The sequence below is a fragment of the Acidovorax sp. LjRoot204 genome (genome assembly GCF_056175785.1).
In genome coordinates this window covers 1-15,248 of the sequence record NZ_JBGFFF010000048.1, presented here as the reverse complement: position 1 = coordinate 15,248, position 15,248 = coordinate 1, and the positions used below count along the sequence as shown (strand labels likewise).

Below are 15,248 nucleotides of genomic sequence, written 5' to 3'. Positions count from 1 at the left end.
ATGCATACACCGCAAGCCCTGCAGGTTGGCATTAACCAGCAGTCACGACCAGCTGGTTGTTCACCGAGGTCACGCCACTCACGCCCTTGGCGATGGTCTCAGCGCGGTCACGGGCCACCGTGGAGGGTGCGGGCCCGTTCAGCGTGACCTTGCCGTTGACAGTGTCTACATTGATCTTGACGGCGCTCAGGTCGGGGTCCTTGGCCAGGCCCGCGCTCACCTGGGCGGTGATGGTGGCATCGTCGATCACGCCCTTGGCGGAGTTGGCTGCCTGCTTGGCCGTGGCTTCCGCATTGGCCGCGCCCTGCTCCATCTTGGTCTCTGCGTTCTGCATCGCGCCCTCAGCCTTCACACGGGCGTCAGCTGCGGCTTGTTCGGTCTTTTCGACGGCAGAGTCCAGTCGCTGGCCCACGGTGGGCTCTTCGGTCTTGTTGCAGGCGGCCAGGCCCAAGGCCAGAGCACTCACGGCCAGAATGCTCGCAACGCGATGGGCGGGACGGTCGATCAGATTCTTGGGGTTCATGCAATGACTCCTTGCGGTTGAAACATGGCCTCACTGTAGGCAGCAGGCCGCGGCTTGCGGGTCGGACATCGCCGAAGTGCTTGTAGGACGGCAACGCCAGCCGCGCATCGGCCGCAGTCCCTGCTGAGCGGGTGACAATCGGGGCATGACCGTGTCTTCGCTCGCCCGTTGGCTTCCTTTTTTGAAATGGCCCCGCCCTGACCGACAACTGCTCAAAGGGGAGTTCTGGGCGGGCATGACGGTGGGGCTGATGCTGGTGCCGCAGGGTGTGGCCTATGCGGCGCTGGCGGGCATGCCGCTGGTCACGGGCATTTACGCATCGCTGATTCCGGCGTTGGTCGCCGTGCTGTTCAGTTCATCCACCCGGCTGGGGGTGGGGCCCACGGCGCTCACCAGTTTGCTGATCGGCGCCTCGCTCACCGGCCTGGCCGAGCCAGGCAGTGCGCAGTGGGTGGCCCTGGCGGCATGGATGGCCCTGCTGTCGGGTCTGCTGCAGATGGTGATGGGCATGGCGCGCTTTGGCTGGTTGCTCAACCTCGTGACCTCACCCGTACTCAATGGTTTTACGCAGGCGGCGGCCCTGCTGATCCTGGGGTCGCAGTTGGGGGCACTGACAGGGTTGCGGGCTGCCGACTGGGGCGCCCTGCTGTCCACGCCATCGCTGGGGCTGTTCGACCTGACTGCAGCGGGCTTCGGCCTGGGGAGCCTCGCTTTGCTGATGCTGGCGCGCCGCGTGTTGCCCCAGTTCCCGGCGGCCATCGTGGTGGTGGGTGCTGCAGGTGCTCTGAGCTGGGCCCTGGGTTATGCCGATGCAGGTGGCGCAGTGGTGGGCGCCTTGCCGTCTGGCTTGCCAGCGCCCTATTGGCCCGGCGCCCTGCCCTGGTCCAGCTTCAGTGCATTGGTCATGCCCGTGCTGGTGGTGACGCTGGTGAGCTTTCTGGAGACGGCATCGAGCGCCAAGGTGGAAAGCCAGCGCTCCAAGGAGCAGTGGAACGAAAACCAGGACCTGATTGGCCAGGGCCTGGCCAAGATCAGCAGTGGCCTGTGCGGCAGTTTTGCCACGAGTGCGTCATTTTCACGCTCGGCCATCAACCTCTACGCCGGTGCCAAGACGGGCTGGGCCACACTGTTTGCGATCAGCCTGGTGCTGGTCGTGCTGCTGTGGCTGACGCCCGCGCTGTACCACGTGCCGCAGTCGGTGCTGGCGGCGGTCGTGGTCACGGCCGTCACCAGCCTCATCAAACCGGGCACCCTGCTGAGGCTGTGGCGGGTGTCGCGGGTAGAGGCAGTGATCGGCGGCGTCACCTTTGCCCTGACCCTGGCCACGGCGCCGCGCATGTACTGGGGCGTGCTGGTGGGCTTGCTGATGAATCTGAGCCACTTTCTCTACCAGCGACTGCACCCGCGCATCATTGAAGTGGGCCTGCACCCTGATGGGAGCCTGCGCGACCGGCACCTGTGGCACTTGCCGCCACTGGCACCCCGGCTGCTGGCGCTGCGCATGGACGCGGAGCTGGACTTTGCCTCTGCCAGCGCTCTGGAGCGGCGCGTGACCGAACACCTGGCCGCCCACCCCGAGGTGCTGCACCTGTGTCTGCTGGCGCAGCCCATCAACCGCATCGATGTGACCGGCGTGGAAACCTTCGCCCAGTTGCTGGCGCAAATGGAACTGCGGGGTGGAACATTGCATCTGAGCGGACTGAAGCTGCCGGCAGAGCAGGTCTTGCGGCAGGCGGGGTTGCTGAAGCCGGGTCCAGGGCTGGCCATGTACCGCACCGATGCCGAGGCGCTGGTGGCGCTGCAGCAGCTGCCCGAGTCCGTCGTGGCCCGTGCGTAGACCGGGTTTCACCTACGCCGCGCCGGCGTTGCGTTGGCCCTGTTCTTGCTGGCGCACTGGTACACTTGCCTAACTCTTTTTGTTCCAATTTGTGTCTGACTCTGCGGCCTCTCATCTGGTAGATCTGCGCGACCTTCGCCTGGATACTGCTCACGCTCTGGTGGCTCAGGCCGGCGGCAGCGAGGCAGCACTGCACCGCGAGGTGCCTTCCCTGTACCTGCAGGGTCTCATCGATGGCCTGTGCGAGCTGTCGCTCAAAGACCCGCTCACCGGCCTGGCCAACCGCAGACATTTCCGCGCGGTGCTCGAGCGCGAGATCGACCGCGTCACACGTTCAGGCGAGGCGGCCCTGCTGCTGATGCTGGACATCGACCATTTCAAGAAGGTGAACGACACCCACGGCCACCTGGCTGGTGACGTGGTGTTGCAGTCGGTGGCCCGCACGCTCAGTGCTTGCGTGCGCCCCATGGACACCTTGGCCCGCTACGGCGGCGAAGAATTTGCCGTGGTGCTGCCGGCCTGCCAGGCTGCCTTTGGCCGCGTGGTGGCAGAACGCATCCGGCGCGCGGTGGCCAACACGCCCATCCGCATTTCCCCCACGGTGGAGCTGAACGTCACCGTGAGCATCGGCGGCGCGTTTGCCATGCAGTGGATCCGCTCCACTACCCTGCTGTGGACCGACCGGGCCGACCACCAGCTCTACCAGGCCAAGGCGTCGGGCCGCAACCGCGTCAGCATCGAGGAACAACCCGACAGCACCGTCAGTGCCGAAGAGAAAAGCCTGTTGTTTGGCCCGCTCTACACCCCTTCGGGTTGGGGCGACCTGCCTCCACTGGACCCCAACCCAACAGGCAGCGCCTACTGAAAGTTAGATGATGAGCGACGCGCTGTCCCCCCAACCCACAACGCCTGCAGCCCCTGCAGGCCCTGCCGCCCCCCTGGCCCCGGCCGCTTCTGGCGCCCGCATCATTGCGGTGACCAGCGGCAAAGGTGGTGTGGGCAAGACTTTCGTATCAGCCAACCTGGCTGCGGCCCTCACCCGCCGAGGCCAGCGCGTGCTGGTGCTCGACGCCGACCTGGGCCTGGCCAACCTGGACGTGGTGCTGAACCTGCACCCTAAGATCACCCTGCACGACGTGTTCACCGGCAAGGCCGCACTGGACGACGCCGTGATCGCCGCGCCCGGTGGCTTTGACGTGCTGCTGGCCGGTTCGGGCATGGTGGAGTATTCGCGCCTCACGCCCGAGGTGCGCAACCAGTTCCTGAACGTGATCCAGGCGCTCACGCCGCGCTACGACGTGGTGCTGCTCGATACCGGCGCGGGCATCTCCGACGTGGTGCTGTTCTCGGTGTCCCTGGCCTCTGAGGTGCTGATCGTGGCCACGCCCGAGCCCACTTCGCTCACCGACGCCTACGCTGCCATCAAGGTGCTGGCCATGCAGCAGAAACGCCAGCATGTGCGCATGGTCATCAACCAGGCGGCGCGTCCGGGCGATGGCCGCGCCATCACCAGCCAGCTGCAGCAGGTTCTTGACCGCTTTGTGAGCACCGAATCCGGTCGCCCCATGCGGCTGATCCACATGGGCGACATCCCGGCCGACCCCTCGGTGCGCGACGCCGTGATGCGCCGCCAGCTGCTGCTGCTGCAGACCCCCGGCTGCCCGGCGGCACTGGCCATTGCCCAGCTGGCCAACAAGATCGAGTCCACGCTGCTGTCGCCTGCAGCCTGACCCGGATACGCCGAGCGGCGCATGAGGCGCAGCCCGGCCACTGTGACCCACAGGCCCGCCAGCGGGCCTTTGTGCATTTTTACTGCCGTGAACACTACCGACACCGTCCTCAACATCTCCTGCTACAAGTTCGTGCCGCTGCCCGATGCCGCCGCGCTGCGCGATGTGCTGCATGAGCGTGCAGTGACAGCCCATCTCAAGGGCACCATCCTGCTGGCCGAAGAGGGCATCAACTTCTTTCTGGCGGGCCCGGCCGAAGCTGTACGTGGTTTTGTGGCTCAGCTGCGTACCGACGAACGCTTTGCCGACCTGGAGCCCAAGGAGAGCTGGTCGGCCACGGTGCCGTTTCGCAAGATGCTGGTCAAGGTCAAGCGCGAGATCATCCGCATGGACCACCCCACCATCCGCCCCGCCGCAGGCCGTGCGCCTTCGGTAGACCCGGCCACGCTGCGCCGCTGGCTGGACCAAGGCCATGACGACGACGGCCGCGAAGTGGTCACGCTCGACACCCGCAACGCCTTCGAGGTGGACGCAGGCACGTTCGACAACGCCATCGACTGGCGCATCGACAAGTTCACCGAGTTTCCCCCTGCACTGCGCGCGCACAAAAGCGAACTGCAGGACAAGACGGTGGTGAGCTTCTGCACCGGCGGCATCCGCTGCGARAARGCCGCCATCCTCATGCGCGAGGAAGGCTTGCCCCATGTCTACCAGCTGGAGGGTGGCATCCTGAAATACTTCGAGCTGACAGACGGCGAGCACTACCACGGCGGGTGTTTTGTGTTTGACGAGCGCCGCGTACTGGACACCGGGCTCACCATCGACACGCCTGCAGCGGCTGCTGCCGCTACAGAAGGTGCTATCAAATAATGAGCTGCCAGCGCTTTATGTACTAGCGCTACAGCCCATTTTTATCCACATATCGCGCTTTGATCACGCCTTGAAGCGGTGTTCCGGCAGGGGTATCCACTCCACCTCGCCCGGCACCTGGCCCATGGCCTGGGCCTCCCAGTCGCTGGCGGCCTGCACGATGCGGTCCTTGCGGCTGGAGACAAAGTTCCACCACATATGGCGTGGCGCATCCAGCGGCTCGCCGCCAATCACCATCAGGCGCACGGCGCTCTCGCCCGCCGTCAGGCGCAGAGGCTGGCCGGGTTCCGCCACGGCCAGGATGTGCGCAGGCACCTCATCGCCGTTCAGCGACACGGGTGCATCCACGGTGTACACCGCCAGCTCGGGCACCAGCGCCGGAATCTCTATCGTGGCGCCGGCAGACAACTGAATGTCCAGGTACAAGGTGCGCGAATACGTGGCCACCGGCGAGGTCTGACCAAAGGCCTCGCCAATCAACACCCGCACGGTGACGCCATCCACCAGCACCTCCGGAATGGCCGCCGCAGGCGTGTGCACAAACGAGGGGTCGGCTTCCTCATGAGCGGCCGGCAACGCAGCCCAAAGCTGGATGCCATGGTTCACATAAGCCTGGTTCGCCAGGCTCTCCGGGCGGCGCTCGGAGTGCACGATGCCGCGCCCCGCCGTCATCCAGTTGATGGCGCCGGGCTCGATCTGCTGCACGTAGCCCAGGCTGTCGCGGTGCATGATGGCGCCAGAGAACAAGTAGGTCACCGTCGCCAGGCCAATGTGCGGATGGGGCCGCACATCGTGGCTGTCGCCCGGTGCCACTGTCACCGGACCGAAGTGGTCGAAAAACAGGAAGGGCCCCACGGCCTTGCGCTGCACAGCGGGCAGCAGGCGGCGCACGGTGAAACCGCCGCCCAGATCCTTGGCATGGCCCGTGAGGGGCAGAAAGCTGGGGGTATCGCTCATGGTGCACGCTCCAACGAAGTGCTGATCTCGGTCGTCACCGTGGTCATCAGCTTGTGCACAGGGCATTTCTGCGCCACGGTTTCCAGCTCGGCGATCTGGGCATCGGTGAGGTCACCGCTGACCTGCAGCCGGGTCGCGAGGCGGTAGACCCCCGTGCGTTCGGCCGATGCGTCACGCTCGACCACGGTCTGCACATCTTCCACCGGCAGGCCCTTGCGGCGTGCGTACCACAACACCGTAAGCGCCTTGCAGGCCCCCAGGGCAGCGTCATACAGGTCGTGCGGGCTGGGGCCGCTGTCAGCGCCGCCCTCCTCCACACTGCCATCGGCCAAGAGGTCGTGCGCGCGGATATGCACGGTCTGGGCCATGGGCGCGCCGGGGACGCGCCGCAATTCAACTGCCATGGGGTGTTCTCCTGGTTGTATTGGGGCGCGCCACTGTAGCGCCAAACGGGCGCTTCGCCTTAACGGACGAGGCGGCGGGCCACGTCAGCCACGCGCTGGCCGAACTGCTTGCCCGTTTCCAGGTCGCCAGGGAACATCTCGGCGGCCGACGCGTCGGACGGCGACTGGGACATGGCGCCGCTGAACGAGCCGATCCAGTTCACATCGTTGCGCGTGGCCGCCTTGGAGTTGGCGGGCATCATGCCGTTGCCCACCCAGATGCCACCGTGCTGCATAGCCAGATGGAACATGTAGTCGAGCGTGACCTGCTTGTCGCCATTGGTGCTGGCGCTGTTGGTGAAGCCTGCAAACAGCTTGTCCTTCCAGGCCTGGCTGAACCAGGGCTTGGACGAGGCGTCGGCAAACTTCTTGAACTGCCAGCTGGGGCCCGCCATGTAGGTCGGCGAGCCAAAGATGATGGCGCTGGCAGCGGCCAGCGTTTCCCAGCCGCCTTCGGGCAGGTTGCCGTCCGCATCAATGGCGACCAGCTGGGCGCTGGCACCTTCCGCCACAGACTGCGCCAGGCGCTGCGTGTGACCATAACCCGAGTGGTAAACAACTGCGATGTGTGCCATGAGATAACTCCTGTTGAAACGATGAGGGAACGAGACCAGGGGAAAGAACCAAAAGAACTACCAACAGAACGACAACCAACGACGAGATTGAATGCCAGAACCTGCACCCCTGCGGGTTGCAGGCCCTTTATCCGCCAACCGGATCAGCGGTCCGAGCGGCGTGCGTCCAGGCTCCAGGCGCCGGCGCCAAACGCTGCCAGGGCCAGCAGGCCGCCAGTCACGCCCACGTTCTTGAAGAACATGAGCTGCTGCATCATTTGCTTGTCAGCGGGCAGGTTCCAGTAGGCATGGAAGAAGAAGCTGGCCACCAGCGTGAAGAAGGCCAACGCCAGTGCGGCAAAACGGGTGCCCACGCCAAAGATCAGCGCCAGGCTGCCCAGCACTTCGACCGCCGCCGCAACGGCTGCCGCCACCGTGGGCATGGGCAGGCCCACCGAAGTGATGTAGCCCACGGTACCGGCAAAGCCGGTCAGTTTGCTGATGCCCGCAGGCAGGAACAGGGCGGCCAGCAGCAGGCGCGATGCCAGGGCCAGAGGGTTTTGCAGGGATGTGAACATGGTGAAGAACTCCTGAATGAAAGTGGTTACGAAGTAAAGATCAGGCGGCCAGGTCAAACACCAGCACCTCGGCGTCGTGGCCATCGGTCAACGACAAGGTGGTTTCCTTTTCCATCAGCAGCGCGTCGCCGCCCGACAGGGCCTGGCCGTTGGCGCTCAGCGCGCCACGCACCAGGTGCACATAGGTCTTGCGGGCGGGGTTCAGCGCCAGGGTGGCGGATTCGTCACCATTCAGCAAGCCCGCATACAAGGCTGCGTCAGCATGGATCTTCACCGAGCCCTGAGCGCCGTCGGGCGATGCCACCAGGCGCAGGGCGCCGCGCTTTTCCGACTCGGCAAAGGTCTTTTGCTCGTAGCTGGGCGGGATGCCACGCACGTTCGGCTCGATCCAGATCTGCAGGAAATGCGTGGTCTGGCCAGCAGCGTGGTTGAACTCGCTGTGCTGCACGCCGGTGCCTGCGCTCATGCGCTGCACGTCACCGGGCGGGATGCCCTTGACGTTGCCCATGCTGTCCTTGTGGGCCAGTTCGCCCGACAGCACGTAGCTGATGATTTCCATGTCGCGGTGGCCATGGGTGCCAAACCCGGTGCCCGGCGCAATGCGGTCTTCGTTGATGACCCGCAGGTTGCCAAAGCCCATGTGGGCAGGGTCGTAGTACCCGGCAAACGAGAAGCTGTGGAAGGAATTGAGCCAGCCATGGTCGGCGTGGCCCCGGTCTTGCGATTTACGAACAGTCAGCATGTGAGTGCTCCTTTCAAGACTCGACTGTAGGACCGCAGCCACCTCTGCGGGCACAGACGGATTGATGGCACTGTTCAAATAATCTGAATTAACATGGCGCCACCATGCAAAACGCCCGCGATGTCCTCACCCCCGATGCGCTGACCATGCTGCAGGTGATTGCCGAGGCTGGCAGCTTTGCCGCCGCCGCACGGCAACTGGGCCTGGTGCCCAGCGCCCTCACCTACCGCGTGCGCCAGATCGAAGACGCACTGGACGTGCTGCTGTTCGACCGCAGCGCACGCCAGGCCCGCCCCACTGAGGCCGGGGTGGAGCTGCTGCGCGAAGGCGCGCGCCTGCTGCAAGACATCGACGCCGTGGCCCACCGCGTGCGCCGCGTGGCCACGGGCTGGGRGCCACAGCTCACGCTGTCGGTGGACGGCATCATTTCGCCCCACACCCTGCTGGAGCTGGTGGACGCGTTCTACGCCATGAAGCCCCCGACGCGGCTGAAGCTGCGCGACGGCATCATGACCGGCACGCTGGAGGCGCTGACCTCCGGCCGCGCAGACCTGGCCATTGGCGTCTCGGTGGCCAGCAACAACGTGGCCGGCCTACAGCAAGGGCTGCTGGGTGACGTGCTTTTCATCTATGTGGTGGCGCCCCATCACCCGCTGGCCACCGCGCCCGAGCCCATCTCCGACGCCACGCTGCTCGAACACCGCGCCGTGGCCGTGGCCGATTCGGCAACGCGTGGCGGCGCCACCATGGGCCTGCTGGGCGGGCAGGATGTGCTGACGGTGGACACCATGCAGGCCAAGGTGCGCGTGCAGTTGCGCGGCCTGGGCGGYGGCTTTCTGCCCGAACCCATGGTGCGCCCCTACCTGGAAGCCGGCCGGCTGGTGGCGCGCCGCGTGGCCCGGCCCGAACGCAACGTGCGCGTGCACTACGCCTGGGGTGGTCCTGGCTTCACCGCACCCGGCCGCGCGCTGCAGTGGTGGCTGAACCAGCTGCAAAGTCCCGCCACACGCCGCGCTCTGCTGGAAAACCACCATCATTTGTGACCCTGATCAAGTGCGCACAGGCCGGCACCGCGTGTAGAGTGGTTCCTGTTGGTTCTGCATCGCATTTCTTTTGCCGACCGTCACCGAAAGGCCTCCCATGAGCAAACCTGATCCTCGCCCCGCCAAACGGCTCCGACGCACCAGCGCCCCGATCCCTGCGGCCTCCGCAGCGCCCGCCACCCCAGTCACCCCCTCCGGCAAACCGCAGCGCCACTTCGCCATCATCGGCGCAGGCATGGCGGGCATTGCCTGCGCCCGCACCCTGGTGCAGGCCGGCCACCGGGTGACGGTGTTCGAAAAATCCCACCAGGCCGGCGGCCGCACCGCCACCATCGACAGCCCCTTTGGCAACTTTGATGCCGGCGCCCAATATTTCACCGTGCGCGACCCGCGTTTCGCCCGCGCCATCGACACCGTGCCCGGCATTTGCAAGCGCTGGAGCGCCAATTCGGTCCAGGTGCTGGACGCTGCAGGCCGCGTAGCCGCCGTGGGCCTGCCCCACCGCGAGGCCCATTGGGTGGCCAGCCCGGGCATGCAATCGCTGGTCACCACCTGGGCCGACCCCCTGGTTCAGGCAGGCCAGCTCATCACCCACACCCGCGTCACCCGCATCGAACCCGACGCCGTGAACGCACCAGGCTGGCAATTGCGCACCGAAGGCGCCGGCGGCGAGCAACACGTGTACGCAGGCTTCGATGCCGTGCTGCTGGCCCAGCCCTCCGTGCCTGCGCAGGCACTGATTTCCGGCTCCGGACTCGACTCCCCGCTGGCCGACGCCATGTCCAAGGTGGCCATTGCCCCCTGCTGGACCCTGATGCTGGCCTACCCCCAGGCCGTGCGCCCGGGCCTGACCACACTGGGCCCGCAATGGAACGCCGCGCGCAGCACCCACCACCGCATTGCCTGGCTGGCGCGCGAGTCGTCCAAGCCGGGGCGCAATGTGGTGGAGCGCTGGACGGTGCAGGCCAGCCCCGCCTGGTCGGCAGAACACCTCGAAGACGACGAAGCCCGCGTGCAGGCCAAGCTGCTCAAGGCATTTGCCGAGGTCACCGGCATCCGGGCCGAACCCGCGCATGCCGACACCCGCCGCTGGCGCTATGCGCAGACCACCCACCCGCTGGGCAAKAGCCACCTGTGGGACGCCAAGGCCGGCCTGGGTGCGTGCGGAGACTGGTGCCTGGGGCACCGGCTGGAAGATGCCTTTGTGTCGGGCCTGGAACTGGCACTTGCCGTGGCATGACGGGGGGCGCGGGCGCAACGCCGCACGACAAGGACAGCCCCGCAGTACGCGTTGAAGGGCGCTATGTGGGGCGGTTTGCCCCCTCTCCCACGGGCCCGCTGCATGCGGGCTCTCTGGTGGCAGCGCTGGCCAGCTGGCTGGACGCACGCGCACACAACGGCCGATGGCTGGTGCGCATGGAAGATGTGGACCAGCCCCGCTGCGTGCCGGGGGCTGACACCTTCATCCTGCAGCAGCTCGCCGCCTGTGGTCTGCACCCCGATGCCCTGCCCCAGTGGCAGTCTGCGCGCAGCGGGCTGTACCAGCATGCCCTGGGCCAGCTGGTGGCGCAGGGCGATGCTTATCCCTGCGCCTGTTCACGCAAGGACGTCGAAGACGCCCATGCCGCGCAGGGCCATGCGCGTGAACGCCATGCTGCACTGCCCTACCCCGGGACCTGCCGCCATGGGCTGCATGGCCGCACAGGGCGCTCCTGGCGCTTCAATGTGACAGACTTCAAGCCAAAACAGCCGATAGCGCTACTGGATCATGCCTGGGGCGCTACATATTCAATAGCAGACGGGCTTCTGCGGTGGCACGACCGCCGCCTGGGCCGCCAGCAGCAACAGGTTGCGACCGCCGTGGGCGACTTTGTGCTGCGCCGCGCAGACGGGCTGTGGGCCTATCAGCTGGCCGTGGTGGTGGACGACGCCGACCAGGGCATCACCGATGTGGTCCGGGGCGAGGACCTGGCCGACAACACGCCGCGCCAGATCCTGCTGCAACAGGCCCTGGGGGTGCCCACACCGCGCTACCTGCACACCCCCCTGGTGTGTGGGGACAACGGCGAAAAACTCTCCAAACAAAACGGCGCGCAGGCGCTGGAACTGCAGAACCCGTTGGTGGCCCTGTCGCACGCTGCGCTGGCACTGGGCCTGCCCGCTGTGGCAAATCTGCACAACATTTGCATACCCGACGCACTGGCACAGTGGGTGGTGGCGTGGCGACGAAACTACAATGGCCCACCGTGACCGAATTGACCACAGCTTCCGCCCCCGCCAGTGCTGCGCCTGCCGCAGCCGCCCCCACAGCGCCCGCCGTACAGGGCTCTGCCCCCGCCGGTGTGACCCACCCCAAAACCATCAAGAGCTTTGTGCGCCGCGCCGGCCGCACCACCACGGGCCAGGCCAAGGCCTTTGAGGACTTCGGACCGCGTTTTGTGCTGCCCTACACCCCCACCCCGCTGGACGCCACCGCCGCCTTCGGCCGCAGCGCCCCGCTGGTGCTGGAGATCGGCTTTGGCATGGGCGAGGCCACGGCCCATATCGCCCGCGTGCGGCCTGATGACAACTTCCTGTGCTGCGAGGTGCATGAGCCCGGCGTGGGTGCCCTGCTCAAGCGCATCGGCGAGCAAGAGCTGACCAACATCCGCATCCTGCAGCACGACGCTGTGGAGGTGATCGACCACATGCTGCCGCCCGGCGTTCTTGACGGTGTGCACATCTTCTTCCCCGACCCCTGGCACAAGAAAAAGCACAACAAGCGCCGCCTGATCCAGCCCCCGCTGGTGGCCAAGCTGGCTGCACGCCTCAAGCCCGGCGGCTACCTGCATTGCGCCACCGACTGGCAGCCCTACGCCGAGCAAATGCTGCAGGTACTGAGCGCCGAACCCCTACTGCAAAACACCGCAGACGGCTTTGCACCGCAACCCGACTACCGCCCGCTGACCAAATTCGAAAACCGCGGCCTGCGACTGGGCCATGGGGTGTGGGACGTGGTGTTTGTGCGCCGTAACTGACCCCACGACATGCCCCGATCGGCCCGCACCACACCGCCTATGAAACCCATCCTGCAAAACCTGGTGGAGATGACTGGCCACCGCGACCACTTGCGGCTGGAGGTATCGGTGCTGTCCACGCTGCAAAAGCTCAGCAGCATCATCGAGGTGCGGGCCCTGGAGCTGTTCACGGACGGTGGCGTGCCCCATGTGCGCCCCCGCACCTGGGTGGACAGCGGCCAGCTCGTGTCCACCGACTCCGAAGCCGCCGCCGACCCCCGCCGCGAGCCGCTGGACCAATACCCCGCGCTGCGGGACTGCGTGGACAGCCATGGCGAAAGCGCGCTGGCCTCGCCCCGCCGGGGTCGCCATGTGCTGTGGCTGCCGGTGTGGATGCACGACAAGGTCAGCACCTGCCTGGAGATCACGCAGTCGCGCCCGTTCTCGGCCCACAAGCTCGACGTGCTCATGGGCGTGTTTCAGGTGTACCAGAACTACCAGAGCCTGCTCGACTACAGCGAGCGTGATGCGCTCACCGGCCTGTTCAACCGCAAAACGTTTGACGAGCAGTTCTCCCGCTACACCATGAGCGGGCTGGCCAGCCGGACGGGCGCCGTTACCGAGTCTTTTGCGGCCGAGGAAACCGCAGTGGCCAGCGACAACGAACCCGTGCAGCAATGGCTGGCTGTGGTGGACATCGACCACTTCAAGCAGGTCAACGACCGGTTCGGCCACCTGTATGGCGACGAGGTGCTGATCCTGATCGCCAACATCCTGCGCAGCTCTTTCCGCAGCCATGACCGCATCTTCCGCTTCGGCGGCGAGGAGTTTGTGGTGCTGCTGCGCTCCACCACACTGAGCACCGCCCACAAGGTGTTCAACCGCTTCCGGCTGGCCGTGCAGGAGTACCACTTCCCGCAGGTGGGCCAGGTCACGGTGAGCCTGGGCTTTGTGAGCACCACGCGCGGCTCGCCCGTAGAGATTCTGGGCCAGGCCGACCAGGCGCTTTACTACGCCAAGGAACATGGCCGCAACCAGGTTTGCTTCTATGACGATCTGGTGGCCAGCGGTCAACTGGCAACCAAGGTCGCCAACGACGACGTCGAGCTGTTCTGACCGGGCCCGGCCCCATGGCCATATGGTCTGCTGTCCGCTGCAAAAAGGCTGGCCCGCGCAAGAACGCATTGCCCCATCGTCCACCGTAGGGCGCCTTTCCCCTCTCAGCCCAGCGACGCCAGAATGGCCTCCACATTGATCTCGTCGCGCTGCGCAGGCGTCAGAAAGCGCTCGGCGTAGTCGCGCCACACGCCGCTGGTCAGGAAGAAGCGGAACACCTCGGCATCGATGTGACGCTCGCGCACCATGTGGGTCATGATCTTGAGCGACTCGGACAAGGTCTTGGGTGGCTTGTAGGGCCGGTCGGCCGCAGTCAGCGCCTCAAAGATATCGGCCAGGGTCATCACCCGGTCGGCCAGCGTCAGCTCTGGCGCCTTCAGACGCCGGGGGTAGCCGGTGCCGTCCAGCTTTTCATGGTGGGACCCGGCAATCGACGGCACGCGCGCCAGGTGCGGCGGAAACGGCAGACCGCTGAGCATGATGATGGTCTGCACGATGTGGTCGTTGATCTTGAAGCGGTCTTCGGCGGTGAGCGTACCCCGCTGGATGGACAGGTTGTGCAGTTCGCCCAGGTGCGCCTCGTAGGGCGGCAACACCATGTCAAAGCCCCAGCGATTCGCGGGGTTGCCCGCCTCCACCGGCGGCTTGCGTGTGCCCCAGGGCACGATGTGCTCGGGCCGGTCGGCCAGCAGCGGCTCGTTGGCGGGCAAGGGGCGCACCGGCACGCTGGAAAGCCGCAGCATCTCGGCGGCCGACAGGCCCAGGCGGTCGTCAAAATGCCGTTGCCATATCTGGCGGCCAACGGCCTTGAGGCGGGCAATGTCCGCCTCGGCCATGAATTCGCCCCCCACATTGCAGCGGGCTACAAAGGCAAAGTCTTCCTGCAGTTGTTCGCGCCGCTGCAGCAACTCACGCTGCAGGCGCACCGGGTCCACGCCGGACACATGCTGCTTCCAGTAGTCCAGCTCAGCGTCCCGCCACAACACCTCAAAGCGCATGCRCACCTCGTGAATGCGGTTGTAGAGCGTTTCCAGCTTGGTGGCCTTGTCGATGATGTGCTCGGGGCTGGTGACCTTGCCGCAGTCATGCAACCAGGCCCCCAGGCGGAATTCGTAGCGCTCGGCATCGGTCATGGCCACCTGGGCAAACGGGCCGTCCTTGGCCGCACACATGCGGTCCATCAGCGCCTCGGCCAGCTCCGGCACGCGCTCGCAATGGCCACCGGTGTAGGGGCTCTTGGCGTCGATCGCGTCGGCCAGCAGGCGGATGACAGCATCGAGCAGCTTCTTCTGGCCTTCGATCAGGCTGCGCGTCTCGATGGCCACCGACAGCGTGCCCGACAACTTCTCGACAAACGCCCGGAAATGCGCGTCGTCCTGCGTCTGGTCCGCGATGTAGCGCAGCACCAGCAGACCCAGGGGCTGCCCGTCACGGGTGCGCAGCTGCACCCGCAGCACACGCGCGGGCTCGGTGTCGTCGTCGTCTTCGTGCTGGTCGCCCGGTTGGGGCTCGGTATGGTTGATGAAATGCACCATGGCCAGGTGCTCGGGGTAGCGCGACTGCTGCTCCGGGTCTTCGCAATGGCGGGCCGCGCGCAGCAAGCCGGTGCGTTGCGGGTCCACCAGGTACACCGCACCGCCGGTGCAACTGGTGGCGCGCACCAGCTCGTACAGCACACTCGACAGCATCAGGTCGGTGCGCGACTCGGCGCTGATGTGGTGGGTGATGTGCAAGAACTCCTGGATGGTGTCGGACATGCGGTCCATCACTTGCCCCAGGTCGCGCACCTCGCGCACCGGCGACACCCGCCGTTCGGGCCGCCGGAAATCAAACCGCGCCAGCGCCCGGGCCTGCAACGC

The 15,248-nt window shown here is 66.1% G+C and carries 16 protein-coding genes; 9 read left to right on the top strand and 7 right to left on the bottom strand.

Translation table 11 applies throughout. The annotated features are described in order from the left end of the window. Nucleotides 1–31: 31 nt before the first annotated feature. Nucleotides 32–523 (bottom strand): BON domain-containing protein, encoded by a 492-nt coding sequence (locus AC04MI_RS10940; protein ID WP_056063145.1) that lies wholly within the window; start codon nucleotides 521–523, stop codon nucleotides 32–34. A gap of 145 nt (nucleotides 524–668) precedes the next feature. On the opposite strand from AC04MI_RS10940, the gene AC04MI_RS10935 reads away from it, so the two are divergent. The 4 genes from AC04MI_RS10935 to AC04MI_RS10920 all read left to right on the top strand — a co-directional run bounded on the left by AC04MI_RS10935 (nucleotide 669) and on the right by AC04MI_RS10920 (nucleotide 4,960). Beyond that, nucleotides 669–2,360 (top strand): SulP family inorganic anion transporter, encoded by a 1,692-nt coding sequence (locus AC04MI_RS10935; RefSeq protein ID WP_436077210.1) that lies wholly within the window; start codon nucleotides 669–671, stop codon nucleotides 2,358–2,360. Between the two features lie 91 nt (nucleotides 2,361–2,451). Next, nucleotides 2,452–3,225, top strand: a complete 774-nt coding sequence (locus AC04MI_RS10930) for a GGDEF domain-containing protein (RefSeq protein WP_056065041.1) — start codon at nucleotides 2,452–2,454, stop codon at nucleotides 3,223–3,225. Between the two features lie 10 nt (nucleotides 3,226–3,235). Then, nucleotides 3,236–4,090 (top strand): MinD/ParA family protein, encoded by an 855-nt coding sequence (locus AC04MI_RS10925; RefSeq protein WP_436077209.1) that lies wholly within the window; start codon nucleotides 3,236–3,238, stop codon nucleotides 4,088–4,090. An 87-nt stretch (nucleotides 4,091–4,177) separates the two neighbouring features. Next, nucleotides 4,178–4,960 (top strand): sulfurtransferase, encoded by a 783-nt coding sequence (locus AC04MI_RS10920; RefSeq protein ID WP_476497788.1) that lies wholly within the window; start codon nucleotides 4,178–4,180, stop codon nucleotides 4,958–4,960. A 63-nt stretch (nucleotides 4,961–5,023) separates the two neighbouring features. On the opposite strand, the gene AC04MI_RS10915 is transcribed toward AC04MI_RS10920, so the two are convergent. The 5 genes from AC04MI_RS10915 to AC04MI_RS10895 form a co-directional block, all read right to left on the bottom strand. Next, complete coding sequence (locus tag AC04MI_RS10915; protein ID WP_436077207.1) at nucleotides 5,024–5,917, bottom strand: pirin family protein; 894 nt, start codon at nucleotides 5,915–5,917, stop codon at nucleotides 5,024–5,026. Next, nucleotides 5,914–6,321, bottom strand: a complete 408-nt coding sequence (locus AC04MI_RS10910) for an OsmC family protein (protein ID WP_436077206.1) — start codon at nucleotides 6,319–6,321, stop codon at nucleotides 5,914–5,916. Before AC04MI_RS10910 ends, AC04MI_RS10915 begins: the two co-directional genes overlap by 4 nt. A 59-nt stretch (nucleotides 6,322–6,380) precedes the next feature. Next, a complete protein-coding gene (locus tag AC04MI_RS10905; protein WP_436077205.1) occupies nucleotides 6,381–6,935 on the bottom strand; it encodes a flavodoxin family protein in 555 nt (184 codons plus the stop codon). Nucleotides 6,936–7,078: 143 nt separating this feature from the next. Continuing rightward, nucleotides 7,079–7,492, bottom strand: a complete 414-nt coding sequence (locus tag AC04MI_RS10900) for a DoxX family protein (protein WP_056744599.1) — start codon at nucleotides 7,490–7,492, stop codon at nucleotides 7,079–7,081. A 40-nt stretch (nucleotides 7,493–7,532) separates the two neighbouring features. Further along, nucleotides 7,533–8,234, bottom strand: a complete 702-nt coding sequence (locus AC04MI_RS10895; protein WP_108497528.1) for a pirin family protein — start codon at nucleotides 8,232–8,234, stop codon at nucleotides 7,533–7,535. Nucleotides 8,235–8,338: 104 nt separating this feature from the next. Here AC04MI_RS10895 and AC04MI_RS10890 point away from each other — a divergent pair, with 104 nt between their 5' ends. The 5 genes from AC04MI_RS10890 to AC04MI_RS10870 all read left to right on the top strand — a co-directional run bounded on the left by AC04MI_RS10890 (nucleotide 8,339) and on the right by AC04MI_RS10870 (nucleotide 13,389). Continuing rightward, entirely contained in the window at nucleotides 8,339–9,277 is a 939-nt protein-coding gene (locus tag AC04MI_RS10890; protein WP_476497787.1) for a LysR family transcriptional regulator, read from the top strand. A 97-nt stretch (nucleotides 9,278–9,374) separates the two neighbouring features. Then, nucleotides 9,375–10,517, top strand: coding sequence for an NAD(P)/FAD-dependent oxidoreductase (locus tag AC04MI_RS10885; protein ID WP_476497786.1), 1,143 nt, complete (start codon nucleotides 9,375–9,377; stop codon nucleotides 10,515–10,517). Next, complete coding sequence (gene gluQRS / locus AC04MI_RS10880) at nucleotides 10,514–11,527, top strand: tRNA glutamyl-Q(34) synthetase GluQRS (RefSeq protein WP_436077203.1); 1,014 nt, start codon at nucleotides 10,514–10,516, stop codon at nucleotides 11,525–11,527. The genes AC04MI_RS10885 and gluQRS overlap by 4 nt, the downstream gene beginning before the upstream one ends. After that, on the top strand, nucleotides 11,524–12,294 hold the full coding sequence (gene trmB / locus AC04MI_RS10875; RefSeq protein ID WP_099730383.1) for a tRNA (guanosine(46)-N7)-methyltransferase TrmB: 771 nt from the start codon (nucleotides 11,524–11,526) through the stop codon (nucleotides 12,292–12,294). Before gluQRS ends, trmB begins: the two co-directional genes overlap by 4 nt. 39 nt (nucleotides 12,295–12,333) lie before the next feature. Beyond that, a complete protein-coding gene (locus AC04MI_RS10870; protein ID WP_056063179.1) occupies nucleotides 12,334–13,389 on the top strand; it encodes a GGDEF domain-containing protein in 1,056 nt (351 codons plus the stop codon). 104 nt (nucleotides 13,390–13,493) lie between these two features. On the opposite strand, the gene AC04MI_RS10865 is transcribed toward AC04MI_RS10870, so the two are convergent. After that, the coding region (locus AC04MI_RS10865; RefSeq protein ID WP_476497785.1) for an HD domain-containing phosphohydrolase at nucleotides 13,494–15,248 on the bottom strand (1,755 nt) is incomplete at its 5' end.